Raw genomic sequence first — 18,784 nt, forward strand, 5'->3', positions numbered from 1 at the left:
CCCCGTCCTGAGAGTTGGCCGGCGCGCTCCGTCTCAATAGGCCCTATCGCAGGGCTCGCGTCAGCATGCCCTGCTTCTCTAGGAAAGCGTGAAAAGATGAGTTGACAAAACTATAGAAACACCCCCCCTGTCATCCTGAGCGAAGCGAACGCAGTGAGCGCAGCCGAAGGATCTCTGCCACCGGCAAGCGATGCCGCTCTTCAAGTTTCTGACATTCGCCGAGACATCCTCCTGCCCCGCAGCGTGTTAGGGGCAGGAGGTGAGAACGTGAGACGAAAAGAACGAAGCGCCGACAAGCGCCCAGAGACGCAACCGGGCGCACGCGCTGATGGACGCCCGGGCAAGAGCCTGCTGAGATCGGACGTCTTCATCCGGCAGGCCATGAACGCTTGGGGTGGGTCGGTCTGGCGGCTGTCTCTTGCGCAGACGGGTTCGAAGGAGGACGCCGAGGACGTCTATCAGGACGTGTTCGTGAGGCTCGCCCAAAGCACGGCGGCGTTTTCAAGCGACGAGCATCTGAAGGCCTGGCTGCTGCGGGTGGCCGTCAACCGGTGTCATGACGTGGCCCGCTTGCGCAGCCGCCGCCCGGCGGTGCCTCTCGACAGCATTCCCTTCGAGCCGTCCGATACGGGCCCGCTTGCGCCTGACGAAGTGCGCGCTCTTTGGGAGGCAGTGGAGGCTCTGCCCGAAAACGGGCGCGCCGTTATCCACCTTTATTATTACGAAGGCTATTCAGGAAAAGAGATCGCGGACTTGCTCGACCTTGAGCCGTCCACGGTGCGCACGCGCCTGCAACGGGCGCGCGTCCAGCTGAGAGCATCTTTGGGAGGTGTCGACCATGACCTATGTAAACCAGTACAAAGCGATGATGGACCAAGCGGAGCCGCCCGCTCATGTGCAGGATGATGTGATGGCGCGCCTCGACGCGTTGCGCGACCAGAGCGCGCCCGAGCCGCAGGCGTTTCAGGTTAAAAAGCGCCGCCGCGTGCCGTTGGCGGCGAAGATCGTGGCGGGCTCGCTGGCCGCGGTTTTGGTGGCGGGTGCCGTCATCGCCGTGCCCGCGTTGGTGCCCGGCGTGGGCACGGACCAGGGCGGATCGGAGGCGGATGCTCCAAAACTCTCGTTCGCCGACCAGTTCGGCCTCGCGCTCTACGCGGACGCGGACGAGGGCGGCCAGACGGTGAGCATTGCCACCACGGACGAGGGCATCGTACCGTTCGGCCAAGAGGGTGCGGCACCCCCGAGCGCGCTTTCCTATCAGCTGAATCTCGCGTGCGTGGGCGAGGGAATCGAGTCCGTTACCTATGCCATTGACGGCGAGGATGTGGCGTTCGAGCTTATCTCGATGAAAGACGCGGGTGACGGTTCGTTGATGCCCGACACTTATATGCCAGCGCAGGAGTTCACCCTCGATTACGACGATCAACAGCCGGAAGACCTCTACCGTCTGGTCAAAGTCGACTTGATGGACCCCGCATTGCGCGACCTGTACAATCGCATGGACGACGTTATGCGGAAAATGAGGGCTGCCGACGATCCTACCGAGCAAGAGGCTTTGAACGAAGAGCTCAGAGAACTGGATCGCCAGAAGAACGATCTTGTCGAAGCCGCATATGCGGAGCTCCCTTCGGACTTTGAAGCGCGAGTTGCCATTTTTGATGAATTTTACTTCAACGCCTCCTGCGAGGCCGCCCAGAAGATCGGCCAGGCCACACTCTCGGCCACCGCAACGTTCACCGACGGCACCACGCTTACCCGCCGCTACCGCATAGCGCCCGTCGAGAACTTCGAGCAGGTGTTCGCGGACCGCATGGCCGCCAACCGCGAGCAAGGCCGTCCCGACGACGACCCCCGCCTTACAGCGCCTCTCTTCGAGATAACCGAGGTGTCGTAGCGATGCTCCGTCGCTCGTTTTTTATTCGCGTCTAAAATCTTTCTTGCATCGGGAACGCAAGTCCTGTATCATTTTTCCTTGTCTCCGGCCGAGGTCGGGGATCGAAAAGCAAGTGCGGGTGTGGCGGAATTGGCAGACGCGTACGGTTCAGGTCCGTATGGGGGCAACCCCATGAAGGTTCAAGTCCTTTCACCCGCACCACTTGTTTATCTTTAAAACCCCGAGCCCCGGCTTGGGGTTTTCTGTTGTTTCATCCGGTTCGGGATTTGCGGGCTCCGGCTCGACGATTTTCGAGTCCGGCTCTCGACCCTTCGAAAAGAGGTTTGTTCGGGTGTTTCTAAACGAGTCCGTCTTTTGAAAGGGGACAAAAACAGCTACAATAAGATATGCGCAGGTGGGGATGCGTGTGAACAAGGCTGGAGGCATAGCATATGGGCATGTGCGAATTATACGATGCGATGGGGGTCGAATACGACGACGTGCTCGCGTTGTTGCGGAGGGAAGATCGCATCAAGCTGTATTTCACGCAGATGATGGAAGATCCGTCGTTTCGCGAACTTGATCGGGCGATGGCGGAACAGGAGTATTCCGCAGCCTTCAAGGCGGCCCATACGATCAAGGGCATGTGCGTGAACCTCATGATCGAGCCTCTTGCCAAGGCGTCTATCGCCCTGGTGGAGTGCCTTCGCTCCGAGCCGGTCGACGAGACCGAGGCCGCCTCGCTTTACGCACGGCTTCGCAACGAGCACGACCTGCTTCTATCTCGATGGAACGAGCTGGTATGAGGGGGATTTATCGAGTAGAGGGGTCGACGGCATTGATCGAAGGCGCGCAGTTATGGGCGTAGCCGCGCGACAGACCATCCTCGTCGCAGACGATACGAAGCTCAACCGCACGATGCTCTCCGATATCCTCTCGGACGACTACGATGTCATCGAAGCATGCGACGGCCGCGAGGCGGTGGAGCTGCTGCGCGACCGGGAGGGGACGATCTCGCTGCTCCTGCTCGACATCGTCATGCCGAACATGGACGGGTTCGAGGTTCTCGCCTACCTGCATCGCAGCCGATGGAACAACGACCTTCCGGTTATGATAATCTCCGCCGAAACGTCGCCGGCGTACATCCGCAAAGGGTTCGAACTCGGAGTGAGCGACTACATCAGCCGCCCGTTCGATCCCGAAGTCGTGCTGCAGCGCGTGCGCAACACCATCGCGCTGTACGCAAAGCAGAACAAGCTCAAGGACGTGATAGCCGAGCAGGTGATGGAGCGCGAGAAAACGAGCACGCTCATGGTGGACATCCTGAGCACCATCGTGGAATTCCGCAACGGCGAATCGGGTTTGCACGTCACGCGCATCCGCATCATCGCAGAGCTTCTGCTCGAGGCGATCAAGCGACGCTTTCCCGAATACGGGCTCACGGCTTCGAAGATCGCCCTCATATCGAATGCGGCGGCCCTGCACGACATTGGCAAAATCGCCGTGCCCGACGAGATACTCAACAAGCCGGGACGGCTCACGCCCGAGGAATTCGAGATCATGAAGACCCACGCGGCCGTGGGCGACGAAATGCTCGACGGTCTTCGCTTCGGCAAGGACGAAGAGCTCGTGAAGTACGCGCGCCAGATATGCCGCTGGCACCACGAACGCTGGGACGGCGGCGGATACCCCGACGGCCTCAAAGGAACGGAGATCCCCATCGCGGCGCAGGCGGTCTCGCTCGCCGACGTGTACGACGCCCTCGTGAGCGAGCGCGTGTACAAGGAGGCGTACTCGCACGAAACGGCCGTTTCCATGATCAAGAACGGCGAATGCGGCGCGTTCAACCCCGATCTTATGCAATGCTTCCTCGGCGAAGCCGACAGCCTGAAAGACCTCATCGCCATTCGGAGCGACCCGTCGAAGGTTCTTTTCGATGCGGGCAAGCTTTCTCGCGAGGTCCTCGAACGCAGCGAGCCGGGCCTGTCGGGCAGGACGGTCCTTCTGCTCGAACGTGAACGGGCCAAGTTCACGTTCGCCGCGTCGTTTTCCGACGGCTTGCTGTTCGATTACGACTCCGAAAGCGACACGGTCGCGTTTTCGGGGAAGGATCGGGAGCGCTTCGGCTACCCGAAGATCATCGCGGACAGCGCGGCATCGCTGATGGGCGAGGAGTCCCCCCAGGCGCTCGCCATATTGCAGCAGCGCATAGCGGGCACCTCACCCGGAGACCCTTTGACGAACGCCTGCGTGGAATTGACGTTGGCGGACGGAATACGTCGAACGTGCGAAGTGACGTGCTTGGTCGTTTGGGTCGAGGACGGGGAACAACCGAGAAGGCTCGGAGTTGTCGGCCGCGTGGCGGTGAGAGCGACGGAATCATGACGGATTCCGCAGCATCGACCGACTGATGCCGCTGGTTTCTGCACGTTTTGGTCTGTGCGCTGGCCGAGGGGCGCGCTGGCTGAGGAAGAGGGCTGACCGTCCGAGCGGATCAGAGCTGCAACACCTTCGGATCCTCCGAGAACGAATAGAAAGTCGCGGTGCCGTACCGGAACCGGAACACCGTCATGAGACCGTCGTCTTCCGAGTACACGTCGCCGAGGGCCACGGCGTTGTCGTTCATCATGGCGATCCTCGCCTCGCGCCGAGCGTCTTCTTCGACCTCGCCGCACACGCGCATCCACGTTCCCTTGTGCATTGCGCAGATTTCGACTTTGCCGTTCTTCTTCAGTTGCCGGTACACGTCTTTTTCGTTGCTGGTCACGAAGTAAAGTTTTCCCTCGAACCCGCACACGGCGCCGAACGGACGGACGTGGGGCTGACCGTCCTCGCTCGTCGCAAGGTAGAACATCCCGCAGGACTTCAGATAGAGCAAAACCTCGTCCATAATGAATATCTCCTTTCGCGCGGATCGCTCAACGTGTCAACAGGCGTCGCTCCGTCTCGCGCGGCTCGAAGGTCAAGCGCTGCAATCGGTTCCGACGGGTGCTTCAGTTGAATATAGTACCTGATTGATAGTCGATTCCATTGGCCAAAACATCCTCGGTCCCTGGAAACGTGCTTCATTCTGTTGGCAATGCGACACCTGAGCGTTAACGGGCCGTTACGAACGTCAAATCATTCTTTGATATACCTAGTCTGTACGTTCCCATGCACAGATCGAGGGAGCTGCCTGGAAGGGCTTCCAAGATCAGGAGGTTTTCAAATGCTACAGAAAACAACGCGTCAGCCGCTGGAGGCGCGCCCTGCACGCACGCTTTTGTTTGTTGCCGTGGCGCTTGCGTTCGCCTTTGTCTTGGCGGCAATGCCGAAAACGGCTTTCGCCGCACAGGAAACCCAGGACGGCGTAAAGCTCACCATCGACACCGAGAAAACCGAGTACGCTGCCGGCGATACCATCAAGGGCCGCGCGGTGGTCGAGAACACCAACGGCTTTCCCGTGCAGGACGTGAAGCTGACCGTCGATCTGCCGAACGATCCGTCGTTCACCATCGTTCCCCCCGAGGCTACCGCCGCGTTGCTCGGGCCGGGGGAGACGCTTGCCATCGACTTCGAGGCTGTTTTGCCCTTGGGCAACGGGGGCGGCGACAAGGGAACAGCCGGGCCTTCGACGCCCAAAAACGCCTCAGCGCTGGCGAACACGGGCGACGGGTTGCCCGGAGCCTTGGTCGCCGCAGGGGTGCTGGTCGCCGCAGGCGCCATCGCCGTGGCCGCGCACCGTCGCAAGGTCAAGTTGGGCGACGTGATGGTGCTCATGCTGGTGGCGGCTCTCGCGGCGCCGGTCGCGGTCGCCGGTATGCCGGGGGTGGGCGAGGCGCACGCCGATCCATCGTCGCTGCACGCAACCCACTCCATCAAGGCGATCGACGACCAAAAGGACCTCAAGGCCGCGGCGATCTACACCATTCCCGCGCCAGGTCCCACCACGCAGACGATTTCGTTCCCAAAGACGGATTCAAGCACCGGCCTTCCGCTTGCCGGTGCCGAGTTCGCGCTTTCCGATGGCGGCCTCACCCTTACGGCCGTGTCGAACGGGGAGGGCGTCGTAACCTTCTCCGACGTGCCCTTTGGAAGCTACAGCCTGGTCGAGAGCCAGGCCCCCGCAGGATATTTGGACGATCCGACGATCCATGCCGTGGAGGTCGACTCGAACGGCGCGATAATCGACGGGGCGCCCATGGGACAGTTCTCGGTTGCGAACACGCCGCGGCCTGTGGCGAAAACGCCTCCTCCGTGGATCGACGTGATCTACCAAGGTGACAATGCGGTTTACGGAAAAGGCCAGCCTGGCGCGAGTCTGGTGGTCGTTTGGCCGAATGGGGAGAGATCCCTGGAGACCACAGTGAGTGCGGGCGGCGATTGGATGATGCGTGTTCCTTTGACGGTCCGACTTATGCGATATGACATAGTCAAGGCCCAGCAGACACTTCCCGCCATGCTTCCCAGCGACTTTGCAGAGCAAGAAGTCATTGTGCTAATGTAGACGTGATAGTTTTTCTTGAACAGGGGGGCTCATCGATGAGCCCCCCTTTCGATGCATTCGCATCGAGGACGATCAAAGGGTCTTTTATGGCCCACTGCTCCTGCGCGCCTATGCCTCCATCTGGTCGATCAGAACCAGCAGTTCCTGTTTCTTGTGGATACCCAGCTTGGCGTAGATGCGCTTGTTGTGCGTGCGCATGGTGTTCTCGGATATGAACAGCATCTCGGCGATGGCGGGTCCCGAGTGGCCTCGGGCGATGAGCTCCATGACCTCGGTCTCGCGTCCCGACAGCCCGTACAGCTCGCTCAATTGCTGGCAGCGTTTCGAAAGACGGTCCACAATGGGCGCTTCGGCGCGGTCGCGCAAAAGCGCCTCGCCGGCACCGACCTGCGTTCTCCGGCTCCTCGCATCGCCGAGTCGTCCGGTTCTGCCGCGCGAAGCCGCTCCTTCGCTGTCGGATCCTTTTCTGAATGCAAACGGGAGGTCGCTTTTCGAGCAGAAATGACGGTAGTGTACGGATTCCGCGGCTCTAAGCCCAGCTCGGAGGAACAAGAGCGCTTTCTGAAGGCCCCTCGCATCCGTGGGCCTGATTGCCAAACAGCGTGACCAGGGAAAACGTTGCTGCCTAGTCCAAGTGCCAGAGCTTTGGCGTACCCTACCGTGATTTTTGTTCAGGAAACGGTGTTCGTTTTGCACGGAGCCGATTCTCGAGGCCGCGTTCCGCTTTATGGAGTGCCAAGTGAACCCAGTTGGCCCTTGGAGCAGGGCCTCTCGGGGCCAGGTCGGGGTCGCATCGCCGAACCGGCTTCAGCACGACCGCCGAACGGCTTGGCGCCGAGCATCGCCGATCGGGCGTATGCTTGCAACGACTTGATACCGGGGAGCGGAGGCGTTCGCTGGGCGTTGTGCGCTGAAGGCGGGGGCGAAATGCGCTATCATGATCGTCGCAGGCTCGAAACCCCGCCTGCCGCTTTCTGAAACGAACCTCAACGACTGCAGAGAAGGCGCATGGCACGCAACCGGCTCATATTGGATCGCTACCGACCCATCGGGGAGTCGCGTTCGGGCGGCTTCGGCACGGTGCGGGTGGCATGGGACACGCGCATCCAGCGCAAGGTGGCCATCAAATGCATCGAGCTCGACGAAGGCGACGCGGCGCGCGCGGCGCTGCCCGGAGCCAACGCCGTGCAACGACCTGTTTCGGATACGGGCGATTACGGCTATTCCGAGCAGGCGGACACGGCCGCCATGCCGAGCTTCGACGAAGTGGACTGGGACGACGCGCCGCCATGGGAGGACCCCTCCGGCAACGACGCGCTTCCGTGGAACGAGTCCAACATACCCCCTTGGGAAGATATGCCAGCCACTCCGCCGCCCGACTTCGAAAGCCCCTTTCGCAAAAGGGACCAGGCCGAGGCGCGCCGTGCTGCGGCCGGCAAGCGCGACGACCTCGCCGCCGCCCCGGCCTATCGTGATCCGGCCGACGAGTTTCCGCCGGTGCGCTCGCTTTCGCGCATTCCCGGGCTGGACGAGGCGCGCACAGCCGCCATGCTCACCGACCCGAACATCGTCACGGTGTACGACTTCGAGGTTCAGGGGCGCACGGCCTACCTTATCATGGAGTACATCGAGGGCATAACCCTCACCGAGCTTCTGCGCGACTACGCCAGCTACCTCACGCTCGATATGGTGGCGGCGGTGTTCGGCTCGATCGCCCACGCGCTGGAAGTGGCCCACGAGAACCAAGTGCTTCACCTGGACATCAAGCCCGACAACGTGCTCATCAACCGCCAGGGGCAGGTGAAGGTTACGGACTTCGGTTTGGCCACGTTGGCCGACGCCGGCGGCTTCGGCGCGGCGGGCGGCGGCACCATCGGGTACATGCCGCTCGAGCAGATGCGCGGCGAGAACCTGGATGCGCGCTGCGACGAGTGGGCGCTTGCCTCCGTCGCCTACGAGATGCTGGCGGGGGAGAACCCGTTCATCGCGTCCGATCTCAGCCGTGCGGAATCCGCCATCGAGGACGCGGAGTTGGTGCTGCCGTCGCTGTGTTGGGACGACCTCGACCCGGCGGCCGACGACGTGGTGTTCTACGCGCTCGACCCCGATCGCGAGCAGCGCTACGACAGCGTCACCGATTTCGCCGAGGAAATGGAGCGGTTCCTGGGCGAGCCGAAGCAAGGCCATCGCGAGCTGGCCGTTATCGTGGGTGATGCGCAGGGTGAAGGCGACGGCACGGAAGAGGCCGAGGCCGAACGCGCCCCCCGCGCCCCCCGCGTGCCGTTGCGCGAGCGCCTCACCTCGCGCCAGGCGACCGTCGCCGCCCATGTCGTGGGGGCGGCCGGAAGCGGGGCGGTGACCTTCGTCGCGTTGGCGAACCTGCCGCAGATCGGCGGTTTGAACGGCATCCTGGGCCTGGCCGGTCCGGCCGTGCTGCTGTTCTGGGGACTGCTGGCCCTCATCGCGCTGGCAGGCGCGCTCAAACCGCACCTGGGCGCGCTGCTGGCGTACTTCGCGCTGGCCGCCGCGCTCATCGCGCAGAACGCGCCCGCCATCGGCTGCGTGCTGTTGGCGGCGACGGCGGTGTGGTGGTACTTCGCGGGTCGTGCTGGCAACGCGGCGGCGAACGCGGCCCTTGCCGTGCCTCTCGCCGGGGCCGTGGGCGGCAACCAGCTGGCGCCCGCCGCGGCCGGGCTCTTCCTGCCGCCGCTGCGCGCGCTCGGCACGACGGCGTTCTCTCTGCTCGTGGCGGCGATTCTGGCGTCGTTCGGTGCCGGCAACCTGCTTGGCTGGGACGCGTTCGCCTATTGGGAGTTCGCCGGCACCGACGTGCAGGCGAACCTCGGTGCGCTGCTTTTGCAGCCCGCCACTTGGTGCGTGGCTGCAAGCTGGTTGGTCGCCGCCGGTGCGCTCGCCGTTTGCCGTCGCCGGCCGTCCCGCGTGCTTGAGGTTTTGGGCGTGGCCCTTGCCGGGGCCGCCCTTGCGGCCGGCATGTGCGCCGCCGCTTGGTTCGCTTCGGGACAGCACTCCTGGATGCCCTCGGTGCCCGCCGTCGTGTCCACGGTCGCGGCTGTGGCCTTCCTCGTTGCGGCCAGCTACCTTTCGCCGCCGTCCGATGAAGAGTGGGGCGAATGGCCGGATGAAGAGCTGTACGAAAACTAGCGGTTGCGGAAAGAACCGGCTCATCGTGCCGGACTCGTGCGAAGGAGCGGCGCCATGGAGTGCAGGTTGGCTACGGAAGACGACTTGCCGCAGATCAAAAGCATGTATCGAGCGATAATCGAGCGTATGGACGCCGACGGCATCCGCATATGGGACGACGTGTACCCCTGCGAGTTCTTTCAAGACGACATCGAGAACGCCCGCCTCTACGTTTTGACGGAGGACGGCGAGACAGCCGCCGCTTTCGCCGTCAGCGATTCGCATGCGGGCGAGGGTTCCGTTACGTGGAGCGACGACCAAGCCAAGGCATGCTACCTCGACCGTTTGGGCGTGAGCGTGCGGTTCACGAGAAGGGGCGTCGGCAGCGCCGCGCTGCGGAAAGCGCAGACCATAGCCCGCGAACGCGGTGCCAGCTATCTGCGCCTTTTCGTCGTGGACGCCAACGAGCCCGCGATCAGCCTGTATCGCAAGAACGGCTTCTCCCAAGCGGGCGGTATTCGGGTCGAGCGAATCGACGACACCCTCGCCTTGCGCGAATTCGGCTTCGAGATAGAAGCCTAAGCCTCCGCAAAATGAAGACCCCCGCGTTTCGCGGGTTGGCAAAAACAAGGCGAGTCGCTCGCGCCCTAAAGCAGCTCGCACACCTTGCCCAGCAGTGGCTCGAAGCTCACGCCACGGTCGCGGAATTCAGGCTGTTTGGCGCTTACGATCATGGCGTCGTGAACGAAGTCGCCGGCGAAGCGCACGGCTTCCTCCAGCGAGCGTCCCGCCATGACAGCGGCCAGCAGGCACGACGCGTACAGGTCGCCCGTTCCGTGCAGCATGTAGGGCAGGTACTCGTTGTGCACCTCCACCGTCTCCGCGTCCACGCCGCCCACGAAGTTGCGGATGCACGTCTCCCCCTCGCGCTGGATGCCCTTGAGCACCACGTGCTTCGCGCCTTTCGCCACCAAGGCGTCCACCAGGCGGTGCGCCTCCTCGTCGGAGATGTCGGTGCCGCCCCATTCGTCGCCGATGGGCTCGCCCAAGATGATGGCGGCTTCGGTCAGGTTCGGCGTGAGGATGTCGGCTCCGCAGGCCAGCTCGGCCATGGCGTCGCACAGCTGGGGCGTGTACGTGGGGTACACCTTGCCGTGGTCGGCCATGACCGGGTCCACCACGCGTAACGCGGCGGGGTACATGGCGTACAGGTCGCGGATGCGGTCGACCTGCTCGGGCGCGCCCAAAAAGCCCGAGTACACCGCGTCGATCTCCACGCCGATGTTCTTCCATGCCGCCAAGTAGTCGGCCAGCATGTCGGTGGTGTCATGCATGTACCAGCCGGGAAACGCCGTGTGCGACGAGAACAATCCGGTGGGCACGGGGCACACGTCGCATCCGGCGGCCGAAAGCACGGGGATGGCCACGCCCAGCGAGCACTTGCCGTAACCGCACAGATCGTGCACGGCGGCCACGCGAGGGATGTAGTCGCCTTCGCGATGATACAAGGTTTTTTCGCTCATGGTGCGCTCTTTCTCGAAGGGTTTATATGGTAACGATAGGGGTCGGAATCCGTGGGACGCAAATCGTTACCGAGTTGAAAGCGGGCGCCGTGGGCGCCCGCGGTGCTTCCTCTTTAAATGAGAAACGATAACGGCCTACTTCTCTTCGCTCTCGTCATCGTCGTCGAAGAACGACCAGTCGTCTTCGCCCGCCTCGCGATTTGCGAAGCGCTTGCGCGTGCGGCGTTCCATGATAATGCAGGCGATTATGCTTATGACCAGGCCGATGCCGACCAAGCAGCCGATGCCCGCGAACGTCTCGAACAGGAAATGATACACTTCACCGAAGTCCATGGCAGCCTCTTCGTCCTATCTATGCAAAGCCCGCCCGCAGGCAGCGCTCACCCGATTTCGTCATATGGGTAGAGTATACTATGCCCGTGCAAATACGGGAGACCTCCATGGCGAGAATCCTTTATATACGTGAACGTATCGATACGAATAATGCAAAGGTTGTGGGCGCATGTGCGCTGGAATCCGAGCGAAACGCCATGGGCGATTCGCCGTCTACATCGTTGCCGCCCTTGCCGCGGTGGTCGTCCTGGGAGCTTCGTTCGGGCTCATGGGCTACATCGACCACAAGCTCAAGCAGGGTGCCGAGCAGCAGGTGGTCACGTTCACGCAGCAGACCGCCGGCAACGTGTCGGATCGCATCTACGTTATCCAGAACACCATCGGGGCCTTCGAGGTGCAATCCGCCGATCCCGCCGCTGTCGTTCCGGCTCTCAAGAGCCTGCGCGACAGGTTCAACTTCGTAGAGGTTGCGTTCGCCGGCATGGACGGCAAAGGCTACTTGTCAGACGGCGAGCCCTTCTCCGTCGATGAGGTGGTGCAGCCTGAAACGGCGCTTTCGCAGGGCAAGGAGTCGTATTCTCCCACGTTCACGCTAGAGGACGGCCGTGGCGTGCGCATGGCCCAACGGCCCCTCTACCTCGATGGTCGGCAGGTGGGCGCGCTGTACGTGCAAATCCCCTTGAGCATGTTCTCCATGCCTCAAAAACTGGACATGTTCGACGGGCGCGGTTACTTCATACTGTTTCAGAAATCGACGGGGGAGATACTGGTGCCGCCCTCCGAAGAAACGAAAACGCCGATCCGCGAGGGCATGACCGTGTACTCGTTCCTCGACCAGGCGGCGGATTACGAACCGGTCGCAGGCGAGAGCAGCTTGGCCGACTCGGTTGCCAGGTCGCTCGACAACGACACGGAAAGCCTGTCGGCTCTGGCCGGCACCGTGGCGGCAGGCGAGACCGGCCTCGCCGTCGGGCTCGTTGACGGCAAGGACAGCTACGTGTGCGTCTCGCCGGTGGCGAAGGGCGGCTGGTACGTGTGCAACGTCATTCCCGTGGAGAACGTGCGCGCCGAGGCGTCCATCGTGCTCACGGCGTTCAAAGTGGTGTTCGCTCTGGTCGTGCTGTGCTTCGCCGCGGTCATCGCGCTCATGTTTTCCGCGTACCGCAAGCGCATGCTCGAGCGCAACGTGGCCATGAAGTCGCGCCTGTACAAGGCCCTGTCCGACAGCTTGGACATGGCGGTTAACCTGTACTGCCCCTCCGACGGCGTCGTTACGCCCATCGTGGCGAAGGCCGTGCACATCCTGGGCTTCACCATGCCCGAGATCATGGCGGACCGCCGCATCGCCGACCAGTTGGAGCTTTCGGACGAGGGGAGCAGCCTGCTCGACCGTCTGCGCGACGACGCGGTGGACGGCTTGCAGCAGGGCGAGTTCTCGTTCGTGCACGTGCAAACGGGCAAGGTCCGCTGGATAGCGTATTCCGCCAGCCCCCTCGACTACGAGGACAAGCGGCGCATCATGGTGGTGTTCCGCGACGTCACCGTCGAAAAGGAGCTGCAGCTGTCCATGAAGGACGCCATGACGGCCGCCGAAGCCGCCAACCAGGCGAAGTCCGAGTTCCTGTCCCGCATGAGCCACGAGATACGAACGCCCATGAACGCCATCATAGGCATGTTGCAGATCGCAAAGCTCCACGCCGACGAATCGGAGAGGACGGCCGAAAGCCTGGGCAAGATAGGCGCCGCGTCGGACCACCTGCTCAACCTCATCAACGACGTGCTGGACATCTCGAAGATCGAGAGCGGGAAGATGGTGCTCGCGAGCGAGCCGTTCCGCCTGTCGGTGCTGATGGACCGCGTGGCTGCCGTCATCAGGCCCCAGTGCGAGCAGAGGCGGCAAACGCTCGAGGTGGTGATGCCGGCCGACGACGAGGTGTTCGTGGGCGACGCCGTGCGCCTGCGCCAGATGCTCATCAACCTGCTGACGAACTCCGTGAAGTACACGCCCGAGAAAGGGCACGTGCGCCTGGAGGCCACGGTGGGCTCCGACTCGATCGTGGCGTACCGCTGCGTGGCGTTCGTGGTGGCCGATGACGGCATCGGCATGACGGAGGAGTTCCAGGAGCACCTCTTCGAACCGTTCGCCATGGAGAGCCGTTCGACTTCGCAGGGCACGGGCTTGGGCATGCCCATCGTGAAGAACATCGTCACCATGATGGGCGGCGACATCCATGTGCGCACGGCCGTCGACCAGGGAACCACGTTCACCGTGGCCGTGAGCCTGCGCGTTGCGTTCGAACCCGAGCGCCATGCCTTGGAGGAGGCCGAGCATGCGGGAACCGCTTGGGACGATGAGTTCGACGTTTCGGGACGTCCGCGGGAGCTTCCGTCGTCGAGCGCGCTCGATGTGGCCTACGACGGCCTGTACAACACGAAGTCCCGCGTTCCCGGCCCGGTTTCCCCGGACTCCGATCCCGAAGCGGCTGACGCTGCGGGGCCCGCGACGGCTCCTCTGCCTTCGGCGACCTGCCCGCCGGGCACCCGCGTGCTGCTGGTCGAGGACAACGATCTGAACGCCGAGATTGCCCGCGAGCTTCTGGGCGAGTCCGGCCTGGTGGTGGAGTGGGCCGAAAACGGCGAGGTGGCGTGCCGCATGTTCGACGAGTCCGAAGAGGGTTACTACGACGTGGTCCTCATGGACGTGCAGATGCCGGTGATGAACGGGTACGAGGCCACGCGCTGCATCCGCGCGCTCGATCGGGCCGACGTCGGCAACGTGCCCATCATCGCCATGTCCGCCAACGCGTTCGCGGAAGACGTGCGTGCCTCGCTGGAAAGCGGCATGGACGCCCATCTCTCCAAGCCCATCGACATGCATCGCGTGATGGAGGCTATCGCCCTGCACCTGCGCAAGCGTCGCGGCTAGCATGCGGCCGGGCACCGGCCGGGCGATTCGCCCGAAGCCGCCGCTCCGCCGCGCACTGTCGGCCCGAAAACACGCTTTGGCGCCAAATTCCGTGTTTTCGGGCCGATAGTGCGCGATTGCAGGGCTCGATTATGGGGTGGGATAGAGAACGTGCCGACGACATGGAGGAACCATAAGGCTCCGCGCGCGTGCGCTATACTGGGTGCCAACGTATTTCGAGCAAGAAGGAGCGCGTCCCATGCTAGACATCAAATTCGTCCGCGATAACCAGGAAGCCGTCGCCGAGGCGATGAAGAACCGCCACGCTTCGTGGGACGCCGCGCGTTTCTCCGAACTCGACGAGACGCGTCGCGCCGCCATCGCGAAGGAGGAGGCGCTGCAGGCCGAGCGCAACGCCGCGTCGAAATCCATCGGCGCCATGATGGCCGCCGGCCAGAAGGACGAGGCCGAGGCCGCCAAGGAGCGTGTGCGCGCCATCAACGACGAGATCTCCGCCATCGGCGCCGAGCGCGAAGCGGCCGACGCGGCCCTGCGCGAGCTCTTGCTGGGCACGCCGAACATGCCGGCCGACTCCACGCCCGTGGGCGACGACGAGGACGACAACCCCGAAGTGCGCCGCTGGGGCACGCCCCGCGACTTCGCCGCCGAGGGCATCGAGATGAAGCCTCACTGGGATTTGGGGCCCGAGCTGGGCATCATCGACTTCGAGCGTGCCGTGAAGCTGGCCGCCAGCCGCTTCATCCTGCTGGGCGGCCTGGGCGCTCGCCTGGAGCGCGCGCTCATCAACTTCATGGCCGACACGCACACCGCACGCGGCTACAAGGAGTGGTGGTGCCCCGCCATGGCCAACGCCGAAACGCTCACCGGCACCGGCCAGCTGCCGAAGTTCGAGGAAGACCTGTTCCACACCACGGAGGGCCTGTACCTCATCCCCACGGCGGAAGTGCAGCTCACGAACATCCATGCCGGCGAGGTGCTGGACGCCGACCAGCTGCCGCTGAAGTACTGCGCGTTCACGCCCTGCTTCCGCGAGGAGGCCGGCAGCGCCGGGCGCGACACGCGCGGCCTCATCCGCGTGCACCAGTTCGACAAGGTGGAGATGGTGAAGTACGCCAAGCCGGAGGAAAGCTACGACGATCTTGAGGCCATGGTGGCCGACGCCGAGAACATCCTGCAGCTGCTGGGCCTGCCGTACCGCGTGATCAGCCTGTGCACGGGCGACATCGGCTTCTCCGCCGCCAAGACCTACGACCTGGAGGTGTGGTTGCCGTCCTACGACAACTACAAGGAGATCTCGTCGTGCTCGAACTGCACGGATTTCCAGGCGCGCCGCGCGAACATCAAGTACCGCGACCCCGGCAATTTCAAAGGCTCGCGCTACGTGCACACGCTGAACGGCTCCGGTCTGGCGGTGGGTCGCACGATGGCCGCCGTCATCGAGAACTACCAGCAGGCCGACGGCACCGTGCGCGTACCCGACGTGCTGGTGCCCTACATGGGCGGCGTCGAAGTCATCGCGCCGGAATAAGCGCTTCGGGCAACTCGATCGGGTCTTAAGGGCACGCGTGGCGACAAAACGTAAGTCGGTAAAGAATGCGAAGAAAGTCACCGGTTCCACGGGGCCGGTGACCTCGCGCCCTGCCGCCGAAGCGGGAGGCGCGAAAGCGAAGCCCTCTGTTAATGGGCGGGCTAAGGCGAAGCCCTCTGCTGCCAAGGGGCAGGTCGAGGCGAAGCCGAAATCTTCAGCCTCCGATGATTCGGGTGTCGTGCAGGCGAAGCCGGCAACCGCCTCCGAAAGGTCGGACGGAGCGAAGGAGAAGCCCGCTCCCATTGAAAAGCCGGCCGTCGCGAAGGCGAAACCTTCAGTTGCCTCTGCGCGAAAGGTCGCCATCCCGCCCGCCGTGCCTTCCGCCGCCGCGACGCCGGCTGCCTCCTCGGAGTCGAAGAAGGCTGCGAGGAAGGGCAGGGGCATCGGGAAGCGGGCGACTGCGACCCCCGAACCCTCCGAAGCTCTTGAGGACTCGGACGAGGGTGCGTCGCGCGTCGAAAAACCGCGTAGGCACAAGGTGGCCAAGCGTCGCTGGATTCTGTACGCCGTGCTGGCTGTCGTCGCCGTGGCGCTCGTGGCGGTGGCTGCGTTCTCGTGGGACCGCTGGCTGCGTTACGACGACGCGCGCGAGCTGCAAGGGGAATGGCAGGTCGCCGACACGACGAGGGTGGTCGTGGTTAACGGCGAGTCCATCAAGCTGACCGACGACGTTGCCTACTCGTACACCATCGACCCCACGGCGAAGACCATCGAGTTCACGTTCGGGAACATGGCGGGCAAGGGGCGCTACCGCTTCTCCGCCGATCGGTCCCAGCTGGTCATCACCGAGGGCGAGTCCTACTCGACCGCCTCCACCCTGTTCGAGGACATAGCCTGGATGTGGGACGGTTTCGTGCGCTCCGTGCAGGGCCAGGAGCCCGTGCAGCCTAAGGCGGGCGACGGAACGACCGTGCTCATGCGCGTCTCGCACGATGCCGAAGCCCAGCCGCGCAACGCCCCCGAACTTGCTGCAGGCAGCGCTGCGGAGGATGCCGCCGCGATGGGCGACGATGGCGCGGCCGCCGACGAAAGTGCAAGCGAAGAGGCGCCGAAAACCGAGGAGCCGGAAGGCTCCCAAGGCAGCGCCGGAGGTTCTGGCGCGGCTGACGAGCCCGCCGATTCCGGCGACACGCCCGATGCCGCCGATTCCGAACCCTCCGACGGCGCAGGTTCGGGCACGTCCTCGCCCGGCGAGCTTTTCGACGTCAGCGACCTCGGAGCCTAAATGGACGCCCTGTCCATCGAGCGCATCGTGGTGGGCGACGGCCGCATCGGATGCGACGTGGCGCTGGCGGCCCACGCGCCGCGCACCACGTCCCCGGCCCTCGCCGCGCACGTGCGCGCGGCGTTTCCCGACCTGCCGAACCACGCCTGCGTGAACGGGGTGGGCGACACCTTCGGCGCCGTCATGGACGCGACGTCGCTTCCCCATGTGCTGGAGCATCTCGTCATCGACCTGCAAACGCGGGCCGCGCCGGCCGGTTCCCAACCCGACGTCGCCTACGTGGGCGTCACCAGGTGGACGGACGAATCGGCGGGGCGAGCGCACATAGAAGTGAGCTTCACCGACGATTTGGTAGCTTTGCGGGCTTTTCGCGACGCCGCGCGCTTTCTGAACGATGCGGTGGTAACCTGTTCGCCATGACTTCGGCTCACCTGACATTTGACCTGACGGGCGACAAGATCGCCGAACGCGTCGTGAAGATGCGGTCTTCGGCCGTGCGCGACCTGTTCGCCGCTGCGTCAAATCCCAACATCATCTCGCTGTCAGGCGGCATGCCCGACGTGTCGCTGCTTCCGCAGTCCGCCATCCGCGCGGCCACCCGCGCCGCGTGCGACGACGAGCGCGCCGTGGCGCTGCAGTACGGCTCCACCGACGGGCGCGTGGAAACGAAACAGGTGTTCTGCGAGCTCATGCGCGACATCGGCGTGCGCGCCAAGCCCGAGAACGTCATGATAACCACGGGCGCCCAAGAGGCGCTCGACCTCATAGCCAAAACGTTCATCAACCCCGGCGATATCATCTTGGCCGAGGGTCCCACGTACCTGGGGGCGTTGCAGGCGTTCAGCGCCTACGAGCCCGACATCCGCTGCATCCCGTTCGACGACGAGGGCATGCGCATGGACCTGCTCGAGGAAGAGCTCGAGCGCATCGGCAAGGACAACCCGCGGCTGAAGTTCCTCTACACCATTCCGAACTTCCAGAACCCCGGTGGCGTGACCATGGCGCCCGCCCGCCGCAAGCGCCTGCTGGAACTGGCCGACGAGTACGGATTCATGGTGGTGGAGGACGACCCGTACGGTCGCCTGCGCTACGACGGCGGCCACGTGCTCCCGCTGAAAGCGCTGTCGGACGACGTGGTGTACCTGGGAACGGTGTCGAAGGTGTTCGCCCCGGGCCTGCGTACCGGCTGGATCGTGGCGCCGAAGAGCGTGCTGTCGAAGATAAACCTGGTGAAGCAGGGCACCGATCTGTGCGGCAGCGCGTTCAACCAGGTGGTGGTGGAGCATTACTTCACCGACACGCCGTGGCAGAAGACGCTGCAGAAGTTCGTGAAAACCTACCGCACGCGCCGCGACGCCATGCTGGCCGCGCTGGACGAGTACTTCCCGGCCGAGGCCACGTGGACGCATCCCGAGGGCGGGTTCTTCGTATGGGTTACGCTGCCGCCGTACGTGGACACCGGCTCCATGCTGTCCGTGGCGCTGGAAAACGGCGTGACGTACACGCCGGGCGACGGCTTCTATCCCGGAGGGTCCGACGGCAAGAACAGCATGCGCATCGCGTTCTGCTTCGAGAGCCCCGAGAACCTCACCGAGGCCGTCAAGCGCCTGGCGGCGGTCATCAACGACCGTCTGGAACTGTACCGCGCGTTCATCGAAGCCGGGGCTATCAAGGCAGAATAAGGGCGCT

At 63.8% G+C, this 18,784-nt stretch carries 16 protein-coding genes and 1 tRNA gene; 13 read left to right on the forward strand and 4 right to left on the reverse strand.

Going from position 1 to position 18,784, the window contains the following annotated elements; translation table 11 throughout:
• Positions 1 to 267 precede the first annotated feature (267 nt).
• From C1878_RS11400 to C1878_RS11420, 5 genes are all read left to right on the forward strand, one after another.
• A complete protein-coding gene (locus tag C1878_RS11400) occupies positions 268 to 906 on the forward strand; it encodes an RNA polymerase sigma factor (protein ID WP_241963715.1) in 639 nt (212 codons plus the stop codon).
• Complete coding sequence (locus tag C1878_RS11405) at positions 839 to 1,894, forward strand: anti-sigma factor (RefSeq protein ID WP_147272936.1); 1,056 nt, start codon at positions 839 to 841, stop codon at positions 1,892 to 1,894. Before C1878_RS11400 ends, C1878_RS11405 begins: the two co-directional genes overlap by 68 nt.
• 114 nt (positions 1,895 to 2,008) lie before the next feature.
• Positions 2,009 to 2,095: transfer RNA gene (locus C1878_RS11410), tRNA-Leu, on the forward strand.
• Positions 2,096 to 2,331: 236 nt separating this feature from the next.
• Complete coding sequence (locus tag C1878_RS11415) at positions 2,332 to 2,679, forward strand: Hpt domain-containing protein (RefSeq protein WP_158539797.1); 348 nt, start codon at positions 2,332 to 2,334, stop codon at positions 2,677 to 2,679.
• A gap of 52 nt (positions 2,680 to 2,731) precedes the next feature.
• Positions 2,732 to 4,258, forward strand: a complete 1,527-nt coding sequence (locus C1878_RS11420) for an HD domain-containing phosphohydrolase (protein WP_114601756.1) — start codon at positions 2,732 to 2,734, stop codon at positions 4,256 to 4,258.
• Positions 4,259 to 4,367: 109 nt separating this feature from the next.
• Here C1878_RS11420 and C1878_RS11425 read toward each other — a convergent pair whose 3' ends face one another.
• Entirely contained in the window at positions 4,368 to 4,763 is a 396-nt protein-coding gene (locus tag C1878_RS11425; RefSeq protein ID WP_114601757.1) for a pyridoxamine 5'-phosphate oxidase family protein, read from the reverse strand.
• 318 nt (positions 4,764 to 5,081) lie between these two features.
• On the opposite strand from C1878_RS11425, the gene C1878_RS11430 reads away from it, so the two are divergent.
• Positions 5,082 to 6,359 (forward strand): prealbumin-like fold domain-containing protein, encoded by a 1,278-nt coding sequence (locus C1878_RS11430; protein ID WP_114601758.1) that lies wholly within the window; start codon positions 5,082 to 5,084, stop codon positions 6,357 to 6,359.
• 108 nt (positions 6,360 to 6,467) lie between these two features.
• On the opposite strand, the gene C1878_RS11435 is transcribed toward C1878_RS11430, so the two are convergent.
• Complete coding sequence (locus tag C1878_RS11435) at positions 6,468 to 6,698, reverse strand: LuxR C-terminal-related transcriptional regulator (protein WP_369833782.1); 231 nt, start codon at positions 6,696 to 6,698, stop codon at positions 6,468 to 6,470.
• A gap of 669 nt (positions 6,699 to 7,367) precedes the next feature.
• Between C1878_RS11435 and C1878_RS11445 the strand changes: the two genes are divergently transcribed.
• Positions 7,368 to 9,521 (forward strand): serine/threonine-protein kinase, encoded by a 2,154-nt coding sequence (locus C1878_RS11445; RefSeq protein ID WP_241963716.1) that lies wholly within the window; start codon positions 7,368 to 7,370, stop codon positions 9,519 to 9,521.
• Between the two features lie 54 nt (positions 9,522 to 9,575).
• Positions 9,576 to 10,082, forward strand: a complete 507-nt coding sequence (locus C1878_RS11450; protein WP_114601759.1) for a GNAT family N-acetyltransferase — start codon at positions 9,576 to 9,578, stop codon at positions 10,080 to 10,082.
• A gap of 65 nt (positions 10,083 to 10,147) precedes the next feature.
• Here C1878_RS11450 and C1878_RS11455 read toward each other — a convergent pair whose 3' ends face one another.
• Both C1878_RS11455 and C1878_RS11460 read right to left on the reverse strand, forming a co-directional pair.
• Complete coding sequence (locus C1878_RS11455) at positions 10,148 to 11,023, reverse strand: PfkB family carbohydrate kinase (protein ID WP_114601760.1); 876 nt, start codon at positions 11,021 to 11,023, stop codon at positions 10,148 to 10,150.
• A 135-nt stretch (positions 11,024 to 11,158) separates the two neighbouring features.
• The gene (locus tag C1878_RS11460; protein ID WP_114601761.1) at positions 11,159 to 11,356 is read right to left on the reverse strand and encodes a DUF6724 family protein; all 198 of its coding nucleotides are present in this window, start codon (positions 11,354 to 11,356) and stop codon (positions 11,159 to 11,161) included.
• A gap of 169 nt (positions 11,357 to 11,525) precedes the next feature.
• Here C1878_RS11460 and C1878_RS11465 point away from each other — a divergent pair, with 169 nt between their 5' ends.
• The 5 genes from C1878_RS11465 (at position 11,526) to C1878_RS11485 (ending at position 18,777) form a co-directional block, all read left to right on the forward strand.
• The gene (locus C1878_RS11465; RefSeq protein WP_114601762.1) at positions 11,526 to 14,282 is read left to right on the forward strand and encodes an ATP-binding protein; all 2,757 of its coding nucleotides are present in this window, start codon (positions 11,526 to 11,528) and stop codon (positions 14,280 to 14,282) included.
• Positions 14,283 to 14,520: 238 nt separating this feature from the next.
• The gene (serS, locus tag C1878_RS11470; protein WP_114601763.1) at positions 14,521 to 15,810 is read left to right on the forward strand and encodes a serine--tRNA ligase; all 1,290 of its coding nucleotides are present in this window, start codon (positions 14,521 to 14,523) and stop codon (positions 15,808 to 15,810) included.
• A gap of 538 nt (positions 15,811 to 16,348) precedes the next feature.
• Complete coding sequence (locus C1878_RS11475; protein ID WP_147272937.1) at positions 16,349 to 17,095, forward strand: hypothetical protein; 747 nt, start codon at positions 16,349 to 16,351, stop codon at positions 17,093 to 17,095.
• The gene (locus tag C1878_RS11480; RefSeq protein WP_114601765.1) at positions 17,096 to 17,515 is read left to right on the forward strand and encodes a hypothetical protein; all 420 of its coding nucleotides are present in this window, start codon (positions 17,096 to 17,098) and stop codon (positions 17,513 to 17,515) included.
• Positions 17,512 to 18,777: a PLP-dependent aminotransferase family protein gene (locus tag C1878_RS11485; RefSeq protein ID WP_114601766.1), complete on the forward strand. Its 1,266-nt coding sequence runs from the start codon at positions 17,512 to 17,514 to the stop codon at positions 18,775 to 18,777. The genes C1878_RS11480 and C1878_RS11485 overlap by 4 nt, the downstream gene beginning before the upstream one ends.
• The last annotated feature ends 7 nt before the right edge of the window (positions 18,778 to 18,784 follow it).

This window comes from Gordonibacter sp. 28C, from assembly GCF_003339845.1.
In the GTDB taxonomy this organism is placed as follows: Bacteria; Actinomycetota; Coriobacteriia; order Coriobacteriales; family Eggerthellaceae; genus Gordonibacter.

Bases quoted from the DNA above. Each gene is read 5' to 3' on its own strand.
- C1878_RS11405 (WP_147272936.1), top strand. From the start codon at position 839: ATGACCTATGTAAACCAGTACAAAGCGATGATGGACCAAGCGGAGCCG.
- C1878_RS11415 (WP_158539797.1), top strand. From the start codon at position 2,332: ATGTGCGAATTATACGATGCGATGGGGGTCGAATACGACGACGTGCTC.
- C1878_RS11420 (WP_114601756.1), top strand. From the start codon at position 2,732: ATGGGCGTAGCCGCGCGACAGACCATCCTCGTCGCAGACGATACGAAG.
- C1878_RS11425 (WP_114601757.1), bottom strand. From the start codon at position 4,763: ATGGACGAGGTTTTGCTCTATCTGAAGTCCTGCGGGATGTTCTACCTT.
- C1878_RS11430 (WP_114601758.1), top strand. From the start codon at position 5,082: ATGCTACAGAAAACAACGCGTCAGCCGCTGGAGGCGCGCCCTGCACGC.
- C1878_RS11445 (WP_241963716.1), top strand. From the start codon at position 7,368: ATGGCACGCAACCGGCTCATATTGGATCGCTACCGACCCATCGGGGAG.
- C1878_RS11450 (WP_114601759.1), top strand. From the start codon at position 9,576: ATGGAGTGCAGGTTGGCTACGGAAGACGACTTGCCGCAGATCAAAAGC.
- C1878_RS11455 (WP_114601760.1), bottom strand. From the start codon at position 11,023: ATGAGCGAAAAAACCTTGTATCATCGCGAAGGCGACTACATCCCTCGC.
- C1878_RS11460 (WP_114601761.1), bottom strand. From the start codon at position 11,356: ATGGACTTCGGTGAAGTGTATCATTTCCTGTTCGAGACGTTCGCGGGC.
- C1878_RS11465 (WP_114601762.1), top strand. From the start codon at position 11,526: ATGTGCGCTGGAATCCGAGCGAAACGCCATGGGCGATTCGCCGTCTAC.
- serS (WP_114601763.1), top strand. From the start codon at position 14,521: ATGCTAGACATCAAATTCGTCCGCGATAACCAGGAAGCCGTCGCCGAG.
- C1878_RS11480 (WP_114601765.1), top strand. From the start codon at position 17,096: ATGGACGCCCTGTCCATCGAGCGCATCGTGGTGGGCGACGGCCGCATC.
- C1878_RS11485 (WP_114601766.1), top strand. From the start codon at position 17,512: ATGACTTCGGCTCACCTGACATTTGACCTGACGGGCGACAAGATCGCC.